Raw genomic sequence first — 17,709 nt, 5'->3', positions numbered from 1 at the left:
CGGCGGATTTTTCCATAATTGTCCACCGCTTTCGTCTAATATGCTATCTCATAAGGGTTAAGAAAAATATATATTTATGTAAAGTGTTGTAAATTTATACTTTGGGCCTATACAGTGGGTGAAAACAAGGTCGAATCTTGGAAATAAGCTATGAAAAAAGTCTTAGTGATACTGGAGTTTTGGTCCGGGACGTCCTAAGCGTTCAAACAGGAATATCTTTCTTATTATTCGGAAAGAACTGCAATAGAAAAAAGGTACGGAAAAACATCACGTTTTCCGTACCTTTTTCATTTTAGAACTTATTGGACAGCCATTTCATTGTTAAATCCCTTTTATCTTCATTGATGTAAATAAATATTATACAGAACCTGTGCAGCTTCTGCTCTCGTTGTCTCGCCTTTAGGGCTCAGGATCGTATTGCTCCGCCCGCTTATGAAGCCGAGCTTAATCATTGCAGCTAAATCTTCCGACGCGTATTTTGATGCTTTGTCGGCATCTGTAAACCTTTTAAGATCTTCGGCCGTACCGGTCTGTAATGTTGTATTGGCTGCCCGCAGCGCTCTCATTGTCATCACGGCCATATCCTGCCTTGTTATTTCCGATTCAGTATCGAAAATACCATTATAGCCTACCGCTATTCCAAGAGCTCTGGCAATTCCAATTTCGTCAAAATATTTATTCGTTTCCTGAATATCACTGAAGTTAGTGTTAAATACCACTGTCAGCTCTAGTGTTCTTACGAGCCATGCTAGATACTCACTTCTTGTAATCTTGTTGTCAGGGCTGAAGCTTGTAGATGTTGTACCTTCTACGAAGCCTTTAGATGCCATGGTTTCAACTGCTGCTTTATACCATGATTGATGGGTTACGTCACTGAAACTCTTTTTCGTGTATGCAATAGCAAACTCACCCACTTGTGACGTTGTAAATACCATGGCTTTTTGTGCAGCGTCATATTTTGCATTCTTGATCTGTACAGGCTTACCATTTGCATCAATATACCAGATAGCTAGGTATTCAGCATTTGCCAATTCTTCAGAAGTAGGAGTATATGGGATCTGAATCTCTACCGGTGCATTTAAATTATTCGTTTGAATGGCTACTCCATCTATTTTGACACCAAATTGGATTACAGGTCTGTTGCCTATCACATCTTTAGTTACAGGATCAAGCTTTGAATTGTCTGCCCTTTCCATAATGAGTACAACACGCTTGGCATCGGATGCTGCTGTCTTAAGCATCGTTGATGAAACTCGTACCGTACCAATTCCTATAGTAACTTCTATTATCATATTTGCTGTAACCGAATTCAGTGCTGCAACAGGAAGCTCAACGGCATATGCACTTGCTCCCTCGATTATCGGGATTTCCACTCTGACAGTTTTTATACCAACACTGTTCGCTTTTGCATTTGCCAACGCTTTATTGATGTCCTCCTGTCTGATTGGTGCTCCTGCAGCTATGCCGGTCACCGTATCCAGTTTCAGTGGCCCAACCTTAATCAGTTCTCCATCAACTGTAACGATTACAGGAGTCGATGTCGGTGTCGGTGTGTACACTGCTGGCGGTGGAGATGTAGGTTCCGGAGTTGGTGATGGCGTTGTTGTCGGTGAAGGGGCTGAAGGCGTTCCGCTTACACTGATGCCAGCCGACACATTGCCTGTTTTATTAACAGTTTGCAGCTTAATTGTATAATGCGTTCCGTTGACAAGTCCGGTGATGATTGTACTATTATTACCGCCGCCGATCTTCTGTTCGAACTCTTCACCAGTGACTACGACATGGTCAAAGTCCGCACTTACCGGATTTATCCATGTAAGGTTTAGCTGTCCATCGCCGGCGTTTACTTTTACTTCTGTTACTTCTTGAAGCTCTGGATCGGTCGGGTCTACAACCGAATTGCCTATGATGACTGTAAGGGACTGACTCGCATGATGCGTTTCAGTCTCTTTATACCTCACCTCATAGGTTCCGGCATCTAGAGCTGTGACCTCAATACCTGAGATAATGATCCAGTTATGTGCATCCACTTCCTGTTTCCGGTATTCCATTGCGGAATTTACGCCTGTAATCTTTCCGTCCTTTGCGCCGGTTACACTGACATCTACACCTCTTACCTCAGCGCCGGATGGCGGATTCTGCTCTTGCTTGGTTCCGTCAGGCACTACAATAATGATTGCGAAGCTTGGATTTCTGGTATCTGTCTCAGCATACCGAATTTCATAACTGCCGGCTTCAAGGTTCTCGATGCTGGTTCCGCTGACTGCAGTGTATCTGCCTCCATCCGTCTTCCGATATTCCATATCGGCAGTCACATTCTCAATCTTCCCGTCCTTACCACCTATGATTGTAGGCGGTGTTACGACCAGATCATCCGCGTTCGGAGCTTCTTTGTCTTCCTTAGCTTCATTACGAATTTCCACGGTTACAGGCTGACTTGCATCTAATCCGCCTTTCGCTGCGTACCGGATTTCATAGGTGCCAGGTTCAAGATCCTCAATCATTGTACCAGTGACAGGAATATAGCTCTCTTCACCTAGCTTCCGATATTCCATAGTGTCGTTTACGCCTTCTATCTTACCCTTTGTCGAGGTGACTGAGTTGGCGTGCAAGATCACCCATTGACTCTTATCCGGTGCAGGCTGCACGTGATTCTGCCCATCCGGAATTACAACTTCCTTATCCGGACTGGCATTCAGGATATCCGTTTTCATATATCGAACATAATACTTGCCGGCAATGAGACCTGTAACTTCAGTTCCCACGATTGCTGTATAACCTTCGGCGCCTTCCTTCCTATACTCCATTTCCGTTGTCACACCAGTGAGCTTGCCATCGGTTCCATTGATTGTGGTCGGCGCAACCCCATCCGGCGTTGTCGGTGCCGGCTGCTCCGAATTGGAAACTGCTTGGATAACTTCCCATTCCCATAACCCAACGCCATTGTCACCTGCCTGTGACTGCTTTGTCATTGTAACCCGCAGCGCCTTAACTTCCAGCACGGGATTAAACTCATATCGGTTCGAGGATTCCGCTGGGGTATGGTCAACCACCTTGATGCCTTCGGTAACTGCTTCTAGCGTGACCCATTCATTTGTAACGCTATTCAATGGAATGTATGAGTACACGTACTTAGTAGGCGCTTTGATACCGCCTGCATCAGACCACAACACCAAATTCGAGCTTTGGATGGTAGCACCTTGCGGCCATTCATACTGGACCCATTCCGCTGCGCTTTCATTGCCCCATGTTCCCCAATGCTGAAGGTTATTGCCTTCCTTTTTCCCGTCATTAATCGCGGCTAGACTCTCCCAAGGCGAGGTGTAACTGGAAGAAGTATTGGCCAGGAATGCCATATTCTTATCACGCGGGCTGAGAAGGCGCAAATCTGTCAGCAGCTTTTCAAGAGCCTGTGTAACTTCTCCGTTTGTGGCATTCATATTTTTGATTACTGCAGAAGCGTTCGCCTTCGCCTCATTGATCGGCGCAAGACCCGGATCCATAAAGTTTAAAGCGTTTAATGTATTAACGTAGTTATACACCTTTATCAACTCTGACTTATCTACCGCCCCTGTATATCCGTATACCTTCCATTCGAGAATACCGCTACCATTAGCAGTAGGCTTCATGTCCATACGGGCGCCAGTGATATATGCAGGTTCGAAGGTGGTTGTGTTGTATTTATTGAGCTCATTTCCAAGACCCTTTAAGGCTCTAGGTGTATACCATTTTCCATCCTCACCGCGAAGCATGAGTTGCATATCCTTCGGACGGAAGTTTCCTCCGCCGTCCTGGAACACATAGACATCCATGGAAGAGGCTAGGAACGGCTGATCCCATTCATAAGTGACCCAAGCCGGATCACCTTCTCTTCCCCAGTTGTGCCATGCACTGTTCGGTGCACCCCGGTTCGGCGAGAAATCTGCCGAACTTTTTGGTTCAATGCCGTTATTCATTGCTTCAGGATACCCGTCACCGCCGGAGAAGCTAGCAGACGGTTTGGCTGTCAGCGCTGCGTTTTGCAGCCCTGCATTTACGACATATACAGTGGTTCGTACCTCTAGATCGCTGTCTTTGACTGTCCCTCTAGCTTCGAATTCACCTGTATTCGCATAGCTGTCAGGATCAATTACATCCCACTTAATCTCCCTCTCCATGAATCCGTCTTCTGATAGAATATTCACCTGGGCGGGAAGTATCGGGGGTATTTCTTTCTTTGTCACTACGCTAATTGCCCGGTATGTGTCGTTGGTGTCTTCTTTAAGCTCAATCGTTACATCCTTACTAGCCTTCTTATCTTCGTCTGCCGCTGTGAAGGTAAACACATAGGTGCCTGCCTTACTGACGCGCGCATACGCCGTTGCTTTATCTCCTCCCACAAAAGTAATCTCTCCAGCACCATCAGGCTTTTGCTTAACGGTCCATGCATATGACAACGTAGGTTCAAATACCGCACTGTGCACTGGATCAGGTATTGCCTCGCCGGATAATACCAGAATACTGTTATTCGTAACATCCTGAGTCGCAGTCACTTGGCCAATTTCCGGCGGCAGTTTCTCAGGAGGTGCTGCCAGTTGAAAGGTTACTTGGCCGGAACCTGTTTTCTGTCCGTCATTGGCGGTGAGCTCGACCGTATATGTGCCTTCTTTTGTACCGACTGCCTGTGTAATGCTTGCCTTAGGATGGTTGAAGGTGAGCTTGCCGCCTTCCGGAGTACTGATTACCTCCCATTGGTAGGTCATTGTGCCATTCGGTGCACCGTCATCGGTTACAATGCCGTTCAGCATAAATGGAATCAGTGCCTGCGGTTTTTGCGTCGCCGTCTCTGCAGTAACCTGCGGTGCTTCATTTTCACCTGTTGCTAACTTTTCAATGGTCAGTTCAGCCGACTTCGCGCTGCTCATATGGAACATTGCGACGCCTTTATTCTTCTGAACATAGAACTGACCAGTAGCTACATCATCCAGTTTAATACTATAATAGCCGTTCTCGATTCCTGCTCCGTCAAAAGTAATTCTTGAAGCATGCTCTTTCTCAGCGGCATTTAAGAGCTGTAGTGTAAAAGCCTTGCCGTCTTTTCGAATGTTTGCGCTTGTAGCTTTATCGCTCTCCAGGACCAGATACATCTGCTCATCTAGCAGATTGATACGCTTGCCGAAGCCATCCTTAGGCGTGATCTGATAACTGTCGCCTTCGTCAGTGACCAGAGCACCATATCCGAACAGTCCGAATATCGGATCAGTGACAATATCAGAGCTGATGCTGAGTAGGGAACCGTAGAGGCCTTCCTCTGCTTCGCCAGAAAAGTCATTCCAACCGTTATTCATGACGCGGGAACCGCCGTCGAATACGTCTTTAGTACCAGTTCCTCCTTTATACATTGAATATCTCCAGGAGGTACTGCCTACAGACTGTGCCGCAATCTGCCCCATATTGACAGCGTTAAAGTTGGAAACCTTCGCCGCATAGTTGCGCTGCTGTGCGATTGCGGTCTGATCCTCCGATCTGCCGTCATCTTCATAGCGGAGCCAGTCATCCATAATGTATCCTGCTAAAGAGGCGGTATATTGGAAATTCCACCAGCCTTCGCCGCCACGGAATACCGGTACAGAATAATGGAACCAGTTAGGCTGAATACCGCGCATCGCGCGCGTCTTCCAGTCAGCCATTTCCATGCTTTTCTCAGCTGCGGCTGCGCGTCCGTCCTCAGGGTAGTAGGTGCGTAACGCCTTGGCAGCAGCATAAGCGCCTTCCTCACCGGTATTATCATACTCAAATTCGGACCCGTAAGGATAATTGGCGTAGGTCATATTCCGTCCTTTATCCAGCGCGAACTTCTTTTGCAGATTTGCCGACTCGGTCTGCATGCCCTCTTCCTTCAGCGCTTCAATCATATGCGGAATCTGTTGCTCGCCATAGAATCCGATTGCTCCGCTAGAGACACGGTTATAATAGATACCGTATGCCTTTTCCAGATAGAACTGCGGGGATTCGCGATACTCAATCAGATTGGGGTAAGCCTTTTGAATCCGATACATATTGAGAAAGCCGGTCGCTTCCATAATTTCAGAAAAGGCCCGTGTATAAGGTTTGTCTTTATCTGTGAAAGCTCCCGAATCTCTGAGGTAGTTGGCTACCATATAACTATCCTGCGTATTCTTCATAAATCGTTCCCACATAAAGTCGATCAAGTAAGTTTCTATAGAGCGGATTTCATCGGGATTGGGATCAAGATAATTCTTCATGGTCATGAAATTGATGTTATCGTGGCTCCAGTCATCTCCCCAGTGGCTTGTGTTCAGATCAATGCCGCCGGTAAGATACCAGTCAAAATAGTTGCCATAAGTAGGACTTGCCGAATTCTTATCCTGCGTGTGCTCCACCATGAAATTGGAGTGGGCTTCCGACGTTTGGTCCAGTTCGGCCAGCACATTGAATTCGAACTGGGTAAATTTATCTACCCATTCATTTCCAACCTTCAGCTTGTATTCCACACGAACGCTGTTGTTGCCGATAGAGTCGAACTGAAGCGAATAGATCTGATGCTGTTCACCGTTTACCACCTTGGTCTCCACAAACTCGTAAGATTCCGTATATCCCGGGTTTCCGTCAGAAAGTCCACGGCCAGTGCGGGAGTTGTTGACCATATCCTTCCTGTTCTTTCCAGGCTTGATGTTCGGGATATGTTCTTCGTCATATGGATCATTCTCGTCAACACTCTGAATGTCGATTGCCTGTACATCAATGATACTGTCGTCGTAGTGGAGATCCAACTTAACAGGCATATTGATGGCTGTCTGGAAACCAGGTACCGCTACGGCATCAATCATGCCTGATTTATACAGGATGGATCTCAGGTTCGCCTCACGGTCTTCCATAGAGGTTGAACTGTTATTCTGGCTTTGGGCATTCTCCTGAGGCTTGTTATCGCCTGCGCGTACCGCTGAGAATTTGAACTTATAGGTTTGTTCCTGCTCTGGTCCCAACACTAGACTGGAGGCATCGGTAAAATAACCGCGGCCGGTTTTCTGGACGTCCTTAGAGTGGATATACAGAACATTTAATCCTGGATACCAGCCGCCACTGTCACCAGTCCAGTTCGAATATGTGTTTCCAGAACGCAATTCACCCTCTTCTTGCATCCAATAATCAACATACTCGATGCGAGCGCCGCTATTCGGCACTGGGGTAAACAGCATGAAATTTCCTTCGCCGCTGGTGCGGATAGCATAGGCATACCCGCTGTCGGCGCCGGCAAAATTATGCACGGTTACACGGTCGTCATAGGTATCAGATAAAGTCTGGTATTTGTTATTCCAAGGCATGGGCAAACCGATATCACCGAATTCAATATATTTTCCGCTTTTGTTTTTCACGGTGATTTCCCACAGCATCGAACCGTCTTGGGTATCCATATCAAATACGGACTTCACGTCAAAACCTTTTATTACGCGCTGGGCTGTCGAGTCCAGGTTCTGTCCGATAAAGTTGACTTCCACTTTCTTACCGTCTCCTGAGGCTGTTTTCGCAATATAGGGATTATTAGGATTGATATCGGAGTATTTTGTTGATCCGCCGGCCGCAAGCGTTTTATTGGTATCTACCTCTAGAAAGCCCTCTCTGTTGTCAGGGAATTGTTCACTGTCACCAGTACGATAAGAAAAAATCATTTCGCCCATCCATTGGTGCTGGATATTGTTTTGAGGGATTGTGTCGTTAGGCAAAACAAAATTGATAGGCTCTCCGTTTTTATTGGTAGGGTTATTATTGATATACAGTTCTTCTATCTGACCTAAATCACCGACTTTCGCAGAAAGGCTAGTATTCGCTATATCATTTTTTACTGCAGATACTGTGGCTGCGGCGCTAATCTCTATAGGAACCGATTGAAAAAACAACAGCAGAGCAATCGTAAGTGGCCTTAGCTTTTTAGTCATCATTTACTTCATAACCTCCTGTTTTTGTACTTAGTAATAAAATTAATTCAAGTATTTTTTTACTCCTTTCTTCCATTCCATTAATAGAAAGCGCTTACTTTAGTGTATCATCCGTAGTTTCACTGAAAAACGAATATAACAACCAATATTTATAAAATTCCACACTTTTTTGTCTTTGCAATGTACTTATAGCAAATTTATTGTGCCGAAATACAAGAATCAAAAAAATCCCCTCATGTATACAGGAAGAGTTCACGATCACGTGATCTCTTATAGCCCTGTCTAACATGAGGGGACTTTTAGCTAAAAAGCAGGCTTTGCTTGATGCAGCGCATGCTTCATTCCATTATTTATTGAAATTAATCTTCTCCGAACCGTTCTCAAGAATGATCGAAGTGTCCCGCGGCTTTGTTTCCGCGATTTTGCGCCCAGCTCTGAACGAATAAAGAACTCCGGCCTGTTTACGAATGGTCTCATACTCGTTCTCTGCTTCAAGAACGATGAAGTTGGCAGGTTTACCTACTTCAATGCCATACATATCCTCGATATTCAACGTTCTTGCGCTATTTTTCGTAATAAGATCGATTGAATTTACAATTTGGTCGTATCCGAGCAACTGAGAAGCATGAATGCCCATGTGGAGCACCTGAAGCATGTTGCCTGTACCTAGCGGATACCATGGATCAAAGATATCATCGTGACCGAAGCATACATTAAGTCCGGCTTCCAGCAGTTCTTTGACGCGAGTTAATCCTCTTCTTTTCGGATAAGTGTCAAAGCGTCCCTGCAGATGGATGTTAACCAGAGGATTGGAGACGAAATTTAGGTCAGCCATCTTCAGTAATCTGAACAGTTTGTACGTATAGGCATCATTGTATGAACCCATCGCCGTTGTGTGGCTTGCTGTCGTGCGGGAGCCAAGCCCGCGTTCGTAGGCTTCTTTGGCTACAACTTCTAAGAAACGGGATTGCTCATCATCGATTTCGTCGCAATGGATGTCGATCAAGCGGTCGTACTTTTCAGCGAAGTCAAACACAACCTTCATCGAATCGACGCCATATTCTCTTGTAAATTCGAAGTGTGGGATACCACCCACCACATCAACGCCCATTTTCAGCGACTCTTCTAGTAATTCTACGCCATTCGGGTAGGAGTGAATACCTTCCTGTGGAAAAGCGACAAGCTGGATGTCAATGAATGGTGCCATTTCTTCTTTCACTTCAAGCATCGCTTTAACGGCGGTCAAGCTTGGATCGGTGACGTCTACATGTGTTCTTACATGCTGGATACCCTGCGCGATCTGCCACTTCAGTGCAGTTTTAGAGCGCGTTTTGACGTCTTCGTGCGTCAGGAAGGCTTTACGTTCTGACCAACGCTGAATGCCTTCAAATAGTGTTCCGCTCAAATTCCATTCCGGCTCACCAGCTGTTAACGTTGTATCCAAGTGAATATGAGGTTCAATGAACGGCGGCAGCACAAGTGAGCCGTTAACGTCAATTACTTCCTCATTCGCAGTTGATTCCAGTGACTGCGTGATAAGCTCAAACTTCCCATCTTTCACTACAATATTCCATAAACCTTCTTTACCCCGCAATTTTGCGTTTTGTATAATCATTTAAATTCCCCTTTTCTTTGGATTTTCTCGCAGAAACGATCAGCATCAACACGGTATATACAACCGCTGTTCCGATAAGTGCATTGAGTGGTGTTATTCCTGGAGCCAGCTGGGCAAAGGCCACACCGATAGCCCATGCCACCATCGCTATCCAGTTTACATTCTTGAAAGTCATGTCGGCAAATGGTTTATAGTTTCTGCGCTTCACAATAAAATAGTCTGCGATGATGATAGCTCCGATGGACGGTATCGCTGCGCCCAACACATTCAAGAAACCGACGAAGTTGTTGTACATCCACATGGCAAATACTGTACCTACGATGCCGTTCACAATAACGAAGAACTTTTTCGATATTTTAGTGATATTGGCAAAGCCCAGCCCGGAAGCGTAAAGTGCATTATCGTTGGTCGTCCAGATGTTCAGGCCCAGAACGATGATTGCAGGAATGAGCAGTCCTTGCAAGAACATGACCTCCGAGATATCAGCTAGATTGTAAGCCATTGCGCCGACTGCGCCGAATAGGAACATAAGTGAGTTCCCAAGAAAGAACGAAATGACAGTGGCTGTAACCGCCTGCCGGGACGTCCTTGCAAACCGGGCAAAATCGGGCGTCAGCGTTCCGCCGCTAATGAATGACCCGATACAAATGGTCAATGCTGCTGCTGCGGTAAGCGACTCTGTTGGTGAGTAATCGAGCAACCCTTGCAGACCACCCAGCGTGTTAACTCCTTCGAACACGGAGTAACCACCGAGAATTGCAATGGCCGGAACTGCTATATAACCCAGAATGACGAGCGACTTCATGCCGAAGATGGCTGATGCCGTCATTGCGAGACCAAACACGAAGATCAAAAGGTACACATTCCAGTCCATCGCTCTGGCGACCGGTACCGCGAACATGGCTACACCGACACCGAACCATCCTACCTGTGTGAAGCCAAGTAGGAAAGAAGGAAGGTACGATCCTTTTTCACCGAACGCATATTTTGCAAGCAAATGCGTGGAAAGACCTGTTTTGGCAGCGATATGTGCCAGTGCTCCCGTATAGATGCCGAGTGCCAGATTACCGGCAAGCACGATTCCAATGAACTCCATGAATGTCAAGCTGACCCCTAACGTTCCTCCTGCCAACATGCTTGCGGAAAAGAAAGTGAAAGCCAACATGACGGAAAACGTCTTCCCAAAATGATTTCTCTGCGTTTTCGGCACCGCTTGCCACGAAAACTCTTGATCTTGTTTACTCATCAGAATACCCCCATATAAAGTGTCCTGATACCAAAAAAGCAGAAACAAAAGAGGCTACTCGTCAAATCAATCTGACAAGTAGCCTCTTTAGTTCATCATAACCCGCGCGAAGACACAGAGCATCCCTTGACGGAATATGCCCTGATTCTTAGCTGATTATAAAAATCCGCTGTCCTTGTCAGCCTCTCTGGACTGAATTAAAGGTACCAGTATTTAATTACATTCTATTATTTTAGAAAAACCTTTGGATGTCAATGTCATTAATATCCATTGATTAGAATCTTCATTTGAAAGCTGCACTCGGAATTTTTAATAGGATGATGTCGACCACGCCTTCCATATGGCACTCCGCATCTATTAAACTATTAAGTAGTGCCAAGTAATAAATTCACAATTGTATCAAGTTGAAGCTCTAATGAAAATGGGTCCTCCATTACGAATTCATCATGATAGTTATCACCATATAAATAAACTTTACCATTTTTCACTGCAGGTATGCCTTTCCAAATGTTACTTTCCATTGCTTTTTTGGTTGCATCAGCATCGCCGTTATATACAAAAACATAATCACCTAAGTATTCTGGAAGAACTTCAAGTGAAATCGATTCAAACCCTTCCGCCATATTTTTTGCATTTTCTGTTGGAGGCAGCTGTAGCATATTGTAGATAGTCGAAGATCCATAGTTTCCGCCCTTTGCCGCTAAGACGTATACTGCTTTTTCTGAAAATGAAACAACCGAGACGGTCTCCCCTTCCTTGATCACCCCGGATAGTTTTGACTTTGCTTCAGCTACTTTCTGTTCGTATTCCGTAATCCATTCTTCTGCTTCTTTTTCTTTTCCAAAAATCTTGCTTACACTCCTAAACTTATCAAGCGGCCCTGCTGTTGTTAACCCCTCCCAATAAGGCAGAAAAACAGTCGTTCCAATTTTCTCATATTGTTCTATATTCTCATCGATTGAGCCGATAATTAAGTCCGGATCTAGCATCGTTAATTTTTCCAGGTTTAAAGGGAAATTGCCTAAATCTTCAATTTTCTCGATCGTTTCTTTGGGAATGTCTGCCTTTTCCATCCAACCTTCATCCAGCATAAACGTTCTTACACCGATTGGAACTATACCTAATTTCAATAAATGTCCCATATATTGATCAGATGCCACTCTTTTCGGCTCTGCGGGTACTTCCACATCTCCCTTAGGTGTTGATACTATTCGGGTTTTCAAAATTTCTTCTGATTTTGTTTGATTTACGTTTCCATTCCCTGCACTTTGCTCCTTCGCAGCTGTGCCCGTCCCGCTGGAGCAAGCACTTAATAATAGAGAACCGCAAAGCAGTAAAGCTGCCGTCGTCTGAGATTTTGTCATTTTAAACATATGTAATTCCCCTTTATCCGTATTATGATAATGATTATCATTATTAATATACTGTTGAACGATGTGTTCAAAAATAGAGGATGTGGGGAAGTTTGATGGATTTTCAACAACTCGCTGTATCTCTCTTGTTCTAAAATGTGCAGGTGAAGCTCCCTTTCTTTTCTTGAAAATTCGGCTGAAATAATAAACGTCTTTATAACCAACGCTTGCTGAAATTTCCCCCACAGAAGCATCTGTTGTCATTAAAAGCTTTGCTGCAAGATCAAGCCTAAACCAAATTAAATAATCAATCGGACTCATACCTGTGTACTCTTTAAACAATGATGACAAATGATAAGCACTAAAATTAAATACTTCCGCAAGAGAATCTAATGTGATAGGCTCCGCGTAGTACTCCTGGATATAGGTGATTACTTGGACTGCAACACTTGTTTGTTTCACCTCAGTCTCTTTTCTATGTAACTCTGTTAATTGCTGATGAATGAATTGATAAAAAAGTGATTTTACGTTGAGTCTCTCTTCTTGCTCGTTCCATTTTTGATACATCATTTGAATTTTGTTATAAAGTAAAATGGGTGCATCAGGGGTAAAACAATATTGTGATTGGAAGAGATCCTCTTCATGAATCCATGCACGGTAATAAATGATATAGTAAACAAATTTTTCGCTTGTTGGAACAATATTGAGGGTCGCCCCTTTTCCGCTATGCAAAAATTGATATCCTGTAAAAGAAAATTCAGACCGATCTAACTGAACTTGAGCACTTCCATGTACCGATAGTAAAAATATGTTGGCTGGAATCTTATATTTTTGAAGTATTTCGCCTTGCACCATTTCAATATGGCGTACGTCCATTAACTTGACCGTCGCTTGATCCCAAAGAAATATTTGATTGCTTTTGTGCATAATGATTGCCCCTCCGTTATCTTTCTAATGATAATCATAAATGATAACCATTATCAATAACAGTCGAGATATTTATTTGAGCTCCTCTTCGCAAAATACTTGTAAATGATTACTAGCCAGAATAGTGTTAAAATATGGGTAAAAAGGATAACTAATTTGTAACAGGGAGAACAACTATGAAAATGAGATTCATAATGAATACAATCTTTGTTTTGTCACTTGCAATTCTAACTGCGGCAGCAGCTCCTGCAGATGAAGTCGACTACCAAATCTTCATTAAAAAACAGAGGATTTCGGGAGATATAACTGCTGTTAATGAGTCAAATACTACACTGCTGCCCGCTGCACCTTTCTTTAATGCTTATCACTTTAAAATTAAACCTCAGGAAAATACCAAATTGATTATAGTGACAGATGGTTATACCAAATTAGAATTTGAAATAGGCAATACAACGGCTTACCTTAAAGGTATGAATCCATACACAGAACAAGGATATGGAGATGATGGCTTAAAAGTGAAACTCGCTGTGGCTCCAACAATAATAAATGACCGAATATATTTACCGATCTCTCTTATCGCCAAGAGTCTGGGTTTACATTATCAAATTGACAAACATGAAAAGAAAATTATTTTCTATTCAATTCCAAAGAAATCTGCATGATTATGATCCTTAATCTTTATTTCTTCCGAAATCTATTTCTATGTGGCTTTGATTTACTCCCAAACATAAACCTTCTCCACACAAACTCAAAGTGTCCATATTTATGTCCGTGACTACAATTCATTTCTTCGGGCATTCAATACTTATTGAAACAACACATTACAAAGTAATAATCATCTGCTAAGCCGATCCAGAAAGGATCGGCTTATTTTTAAAGTTTTCCTAAGGTCAATCTTGTCTGTTCTCAACAGATTTCATGCGGTTTTGATCGTCAGGCACTCGGTCATTACTGAATTCCTGACCTGCTTCTACTTCACCATGGCCGGAAGCACTTCGAGCAAAATTTGTGAACTGCCTTTTTTGCTCATCTAGCTTATGTTTACTTTTTAGAAGCTCTTGCGGATCCAGATTTGTCATAATGCTATCCTCCCAAAATGGAATTATGCTGTTTATTCGCACTATAGAAGTTTTCCATAATAGAGCGGTGCTTATGCAAGAATTTCAATAACTTTAGTCAAAACAAGATATTCTAAAACTACGATCCCGACGCAAATCATTATAAAAAACTGAAGTCTTGCCGTATTCATTCTATCCTTCCAATACTCTCCTCGGAATAATGAAATGATGTTAGGTGTAAAAGTATGTCTAACTGTTTCGTTATAATCATCATTATCCGCAAAGAACACGCGAAACAATACCTTATATACCGGAATATTTAAGAACAGTAGAAAAATGATTATAACAAGTTCGAGTCTCAATGTATCTCCTCCCAAGATTTATTCATCCTAATTTTACCACACGAATAACTGTAGAATTTGGGAAAGACATTATTGAGCAAGATTACTTTCAGTTGTGTAAATCATTATTTATGCTCCAAACACTTACAATTTGTACTTTCTATTTCTGTGAAGACAGCTTTAAATGAATCATCAATTCATTCCATTAATACCAATTTAAAAACTCCGCGCAAAAAAAAGGCGTATCCCAAACTGGAATACCCCTCTTTAAGCTTACCGTCTCACCCTTCGGGCAAAATCAACGAACTGAAATTTGTCCATCCGGTGTCTAGACTCGGTATATTGGAAAAGCACTGTATTCTCCAGATAAACATAGTTTCGGACTACAACAATATGTGAGAAGCCCTTCAAATCGAGTAATCGATGATCCTCCTCGGTTGAGGGCTCAACGGATATCAGCTTCTTCGCATAACTGATCTTAAGCCCCAACTCCTGCTCCAGATATTCATAGAGTGAGCCTTCCGCGATTTCCTCGTTTAGGAATGGAACAATATCCGCTCGGAAATAATCCTTATCCAAAATGATCCGATCTCCTTCAATTTCTCTGGCACGAACTACTTTCCAAACCAGGGTTTCAGGCGGAATCTGTAGATGTCTGGCGAGCGCGGCCCCTGCTGGCTCACTTATTGTCCGCTCTACCAGTGTCCGTGAGGTAGTACCCAGTGTATCGGACATCTCTTTAAATGATATCAAACCGGTAATGGGGAAATCCATTCTCGTCATGTCAAGCACAAAGGAGCCTCTTCCCTTGATTTTGTGAATGTATCCTTCACGGAACAAGAGGTTCAGTGCTTTGCGAACGGTTTCTCGTGAAGTGCTGTAAGCTTCAGCAAGTTCACTTTCGGAAGGCAGCTTGGTTCCCGGGAGCAGTTGTTCAGAATGAATTTGGTTGCTGTACTCATTATAAATTTGCAAATATTTATTTTCTCTCAATTTTGATCACCGCCCTTTATTGTATCACGTCATGCCTTTGGAAGCATCGATTCAATTGGAATACGGCACACAAGAAGAAACGACTTTGTCGTCCTTTAAAGACGAAACCGTTTCACGAAGTAATATAAGAGGATTATATACCGTGGAACATATAAATTTATAGAAAGACAGCCCCTGGGGGCTGTCTTTCTATAGTATAAAGTCTTTGCCAATATAACATTTATCAACCCTTGAGATGAACAGTCAAGATAATTGTTTGTTTAACCGTAGCTGGTCCTGTCTTCTCTTCAATCTTCTCGATCATTTCCTGACCTGCTGGAATGATGATTGGAGTAATCAACGGGTAACCTGCTGCACGGATAGCTTCCATATCAAATTCCAGCAGAAGCTCACCTGCCTGCACCTTGTCTCCAATATTCTTAAAGGTGGTAAATCCGCTACCTTTAAGTGACACGGTATTAATTCCCACGTGGATGAGTACTTGCACACCGCTGGCATGCTCCAGAATAAGCGCATGTTTGCTCTTGATCACATGAGCTACTGTAGCATCAAAGGGTGCATATACTTTACCCTCAGAAGGTTCGATTGCAATGCCATCGCCCATTTGCTTCTCGGCAAAGGCGGGATCGGGAACTTGTTCCAATGGTACTGCAGTTCCACTGAGCGGAGAGATAAGCTCTAGAATATTCACGGAGTCCTGTGACTCTTGAACTATAGGGCGGCTGTGTAAATTGTCTGTCTCGCTCACAGTACTAGTAACCTTTGTAGCTGAGTTCTTTTCGGAACGCCCCACCACAGAACGGCCGTAGAGTACAGTGGCGACAAATGGCACAATGAGAACAATAAGCATGCCAATGAAGAACACGCCCCACTGGTTCGGGAATATCGAAAGGAAGCCGGGAATCCCGCCTACGCCAATGGAAGAAGCGCGAACCTGATTAACGGTAAGAAGCATACCGGCAATCCCTGAGCCGATCATCCCGAAGATGAAAGGATAACGATAGCGGATATTCACTCCGAAGATCGCCGGCTCCGTCACGCCGAGGAATGCAGAGACAGAAGATGTAGCCGCTAAGCCTTTTGCCTTCTGTTCTCTGACTACGAACATCATCGCCAGTGCTGCAGCACCTTGTGCAATATTGGATAACGCTAACATCGGCCAGAGGAAAGTGCCGCCCTCGCTGCCGATGAGCTGCACATCAACCGCCAAGAAGGTATGATGCATACCAGTGATGACCAGAAGCGCATAGAATCCGCCGTAAATCAAGCCACCAAGAAGTGCAAAATGATCAAATACAAAGATCAGGCCGGAGGTGATGGCATTGGCAATGCCAAAAGTAACCGGTCCGATAATGGTGAAGGCCAGAAAACCTGTAATCAGTAAAGTCACCGGCGCAACAACCAGCAGTTTAATGGAATCATGCACCCGGCGGTTGAGGAACTTCTCCAGCCTTGCCAGAATATAGGCCGAAACCAGCACAGGCAATACTTGTCCCTGATAACCGATCTTCTCCAAATGCCAACCGAACAAATTCCAGGTTGGAACAGTTCCCTCAGTGGAAGCACTTGCATAGTTATAGGCACTTAATAGATCCGGGTGCACTAGAATGAGACCCAAAACAATCCCGAGCAGAGGACTGCCACCGAACCGTGTAACAGCTGCCCAACCGATAAGTGCTGGTAAAAAGGTAAAAGCTGTGCTGGCAATCGTATTAATAATCGCAGCAATGTCTTTCCATGCGGGATAGACATCCACCAGCGACTGATTATCAAAGAAGATACCAGGTCCGGTCAAAATATTATTGATCCCTAGCAGCAAACCTGCGGTTACGATAGCCGGTAGAATAGGAATAAATATATCAGCCAGCGTCTTGATCGCACGCTGCAGCGGATTCTGTTTTCGGGCAGCCGCGGATTTCACTTCATCTTTGGAAGAACGAGAACCGCCTGTGATCTGAATCATTTCATCGTATACTTTATCTACAGTTCCCGGTCCGATAACGATCTGAAACTGCCCTTGGCTAGAAAATTGTCCCTTTACTAGTTCGTTGCGGTCCAAGGCTTTCGAATCCACCTTGCTCTCATCATACAGCGAGAATCTCAGCCGGGTTACACAATGTGTCGCAACCTCTATATTCTCCTTGCCCCCAATTGCCCGTACAATATCCTCAACATTTTTGCGGTCTATAGCCATATTTTCACTCCTTACATAATTGATTTGTGCTCCTTCTCAAGTACAC

At 44.0% G+C, this 17,709-nt stretch carries 9 protein-coding genes; 1 reads left to right on the top strand and 8 read right to left on the bottom strand.

Going from position 1 to position 17,709, the window contains the following annotated elements; all coding sequences use genetic code 11:
• Window positions 1–338: 338 nt before the first annotated feature.
• The 4 genes from ACDZ28_RS24460 to ACDZ28_RS24445 all read right to left on the bottom strand — a co-directional run bounded on the left by ACDZ28_RS24460 (window position 339) and on the right by ACDZ28_RS24445 (window position 13,077).
• Complete coding sequence (locus tag ACDZ28_RS24460) at window positions 339–7,940, bottom strand: DUF5695 domain-containing protein (RefSeq protein WP_375102995.1); 7,602 nt, start codon at window positions 7,938–7,940, stop codon at window positions 339–341.
• 343 nt (window positions 7,941–8,283) lie between these two features.
• Window positions 8,284–9,552, bottom strand: a complete 1,269-nt coding sequence (locus ACDZ28_RS24455; protein ID WP_375102994.1) for a cytosine deaminase — start codon at window positions 9,550–9,552, stop codon at window positions 8,284–8,286.
• Window positions 9,521–10,798, bottom strand: coding sequence for a cytosine permease (gene codB, locus ACDZ28_RS24450; protein WP_042127882.1), 1,278 nt, complete (start codon window positions 10,796–10,798; stop codon window positions 9,521–9,523). Before codB ends, ACDZ28_RS24455 begins: the two co-directional genes overlap by 32 nt.
• Before the next feature lie 365 nt (window positions 10,799–11,163).
• Window positions 11,164–13,077, bottom strand: a complete 1,914-nt coding sequence (locus tag ACDZ28_RS24445) for an AraC family transcriptional regulator (RefSeq protein WP_375102993.1) — start codon at window positions 13,075–13,077, stop codon at window positions 11,164–11,166.
• Window positions 13,078–13,271: 194 nt separating this feature from the next.
• On the opposite strand from ACDZ28_RS24445, the gene ACDZ28_RS24440 reads away from it, so the two are divergent.
• A complete protein-coding gene (locus ACDZ28_RS24440; protein WP_339286576.1) occupies window positions 13,272–13,739 on the top strand; it encodes a copper amine oxidase N-terminal domain-containing protein in 468 nt (155 codons plus the stop codon).
• Between the two features lie 228 nt (window positions 13,740–13,967).
• Here the strand turns inward: ACDZ28_RS24440 and ACDZ28_RS24435 are convergent, their stop codons facing one another.
• The 4 genes from ACDZ28_RS24435 to treP all read right to left on the bottom strand — a co-directional run bounded on the left by ACDZ28_RS24435 (window position 13,968) and on the right by treP (window position 17,663).
• Window positions 13,968–14,156 (bottom strand): hypothetical protein, encoded by a 189-nt coding sequence (locus ACDZ28_RS24435; RefSeq protein WP_042127876.1) that lies wholly within the window; start codon window positions 14,154–14,156, stop codon window positions 13,968–13,970.
• A 71-nt stretch (window positions 14,157–14,227) separates the two neighbouring features.
• On the bottom strand, window positions 14,228–14,497 hold the full coding sequence (locus ACDZ28_RS24430; RefSeq protein ID WP_375102992.1) for a hypothetical protein: 270 nt from the start codon (window positions 14,495–14,497) through the stop codon (window positions 14,228–14,230).
• Window positions 14,498–14,749: 252 nt separating this feature from the next.
• Window positions 14,750–15,469 (bottom strand): trehalose operon repressor, encoded by a 720-nt coding sequence (gene treR, locus ACDZ28_RS24425; protein ID WP_375102991.1) that lies wholly within the window; start codon window positions 15,467–15,469, stop codon window positions 14,750–14,752.
• A gap of 223 nt (window positions 15,470–15,692) precedes the next feature.
• Window positions 15,693–17,663 carry a PTS system trehalose-specific EIIBC component gene (gene treP / locus ACDZ28_RS24420; RefSeq protein ID WP_375102990.1) on the bottom strand — a complete coding sequence of 657 codons (1,971 nt, stop codon included), beginning with the start codon at window positions 17,661–17,663 and terminating at the stop codon, window positions 15,693–15,695.
• Window positions 17,664–17,709 lie beyond the last annotated feature (46 nt).

Origin of the sequence: Paenibacillus sp. RS8 (assembly GCF_041956825.1) — a bacterium.
Lineage (GTDB): Bacteria > Bacillota > Bacilli > Paenibacillales > Paenibacillaceae > Paenibacillus_AQ.
Note: the sequence above shows the minus strand (reverse complement) of the source record. Positions and strands in the feature narration are given on the sequence as shown.

Bases quoted from the DNA above. Each gene is read 5' to 3' on its own strand.
- treP (WP_375102990.1), bottom strand. From the start codon at position 17,663: ATGGCTATAGACCGCAAAAATGTTGAGGATATTGTACGGGCAATTGGG.
- ACDZ28_RS24440 (WP_339286576.1), top strand. From the start codon at position 13,272: ATGAATACAATCTTTGTTTTGTCACTTGCAATTCTAACTGCGGCAGCA.
- ACDZ28_RS24460 (WP_375102995.1), bottom strand. From the start codon at position 7,940: ATGATGACTAAAAAGCTAAGGCCACTTACGATTGCTCTGCTGTTGTTT.
- ACDZ28_RS24455 (WP_375102994.1), bottom strand. From the start codon at position 9,552: ATGATTATACAAAACGCAAAATTGCGGGGTAAAGAAGGTTTATGGAAT.
- codB (WP_042127882.1), bottom strand. From the start codon at position 10,798: ATGAGTAAACAAGATCAAGAGTTTTCGTGGCAAGCGGTGCCGAAAACG.
- ACDZ28_RS24445 (WP_375102993.1), bottom strand. From the start codon at position 13,077: ATGCACAAAAGCAATCAAATATTTCTTTGGGATCAAGCGACGGTCAAG.
- ACDZ28_RS24435 (WP_042127876.1), bottom strand. From the start codon at position 14,156: ATGACAAATCTGGATCCGCAAGAGCTTCTAAAAAGTAAACATAAGCTA.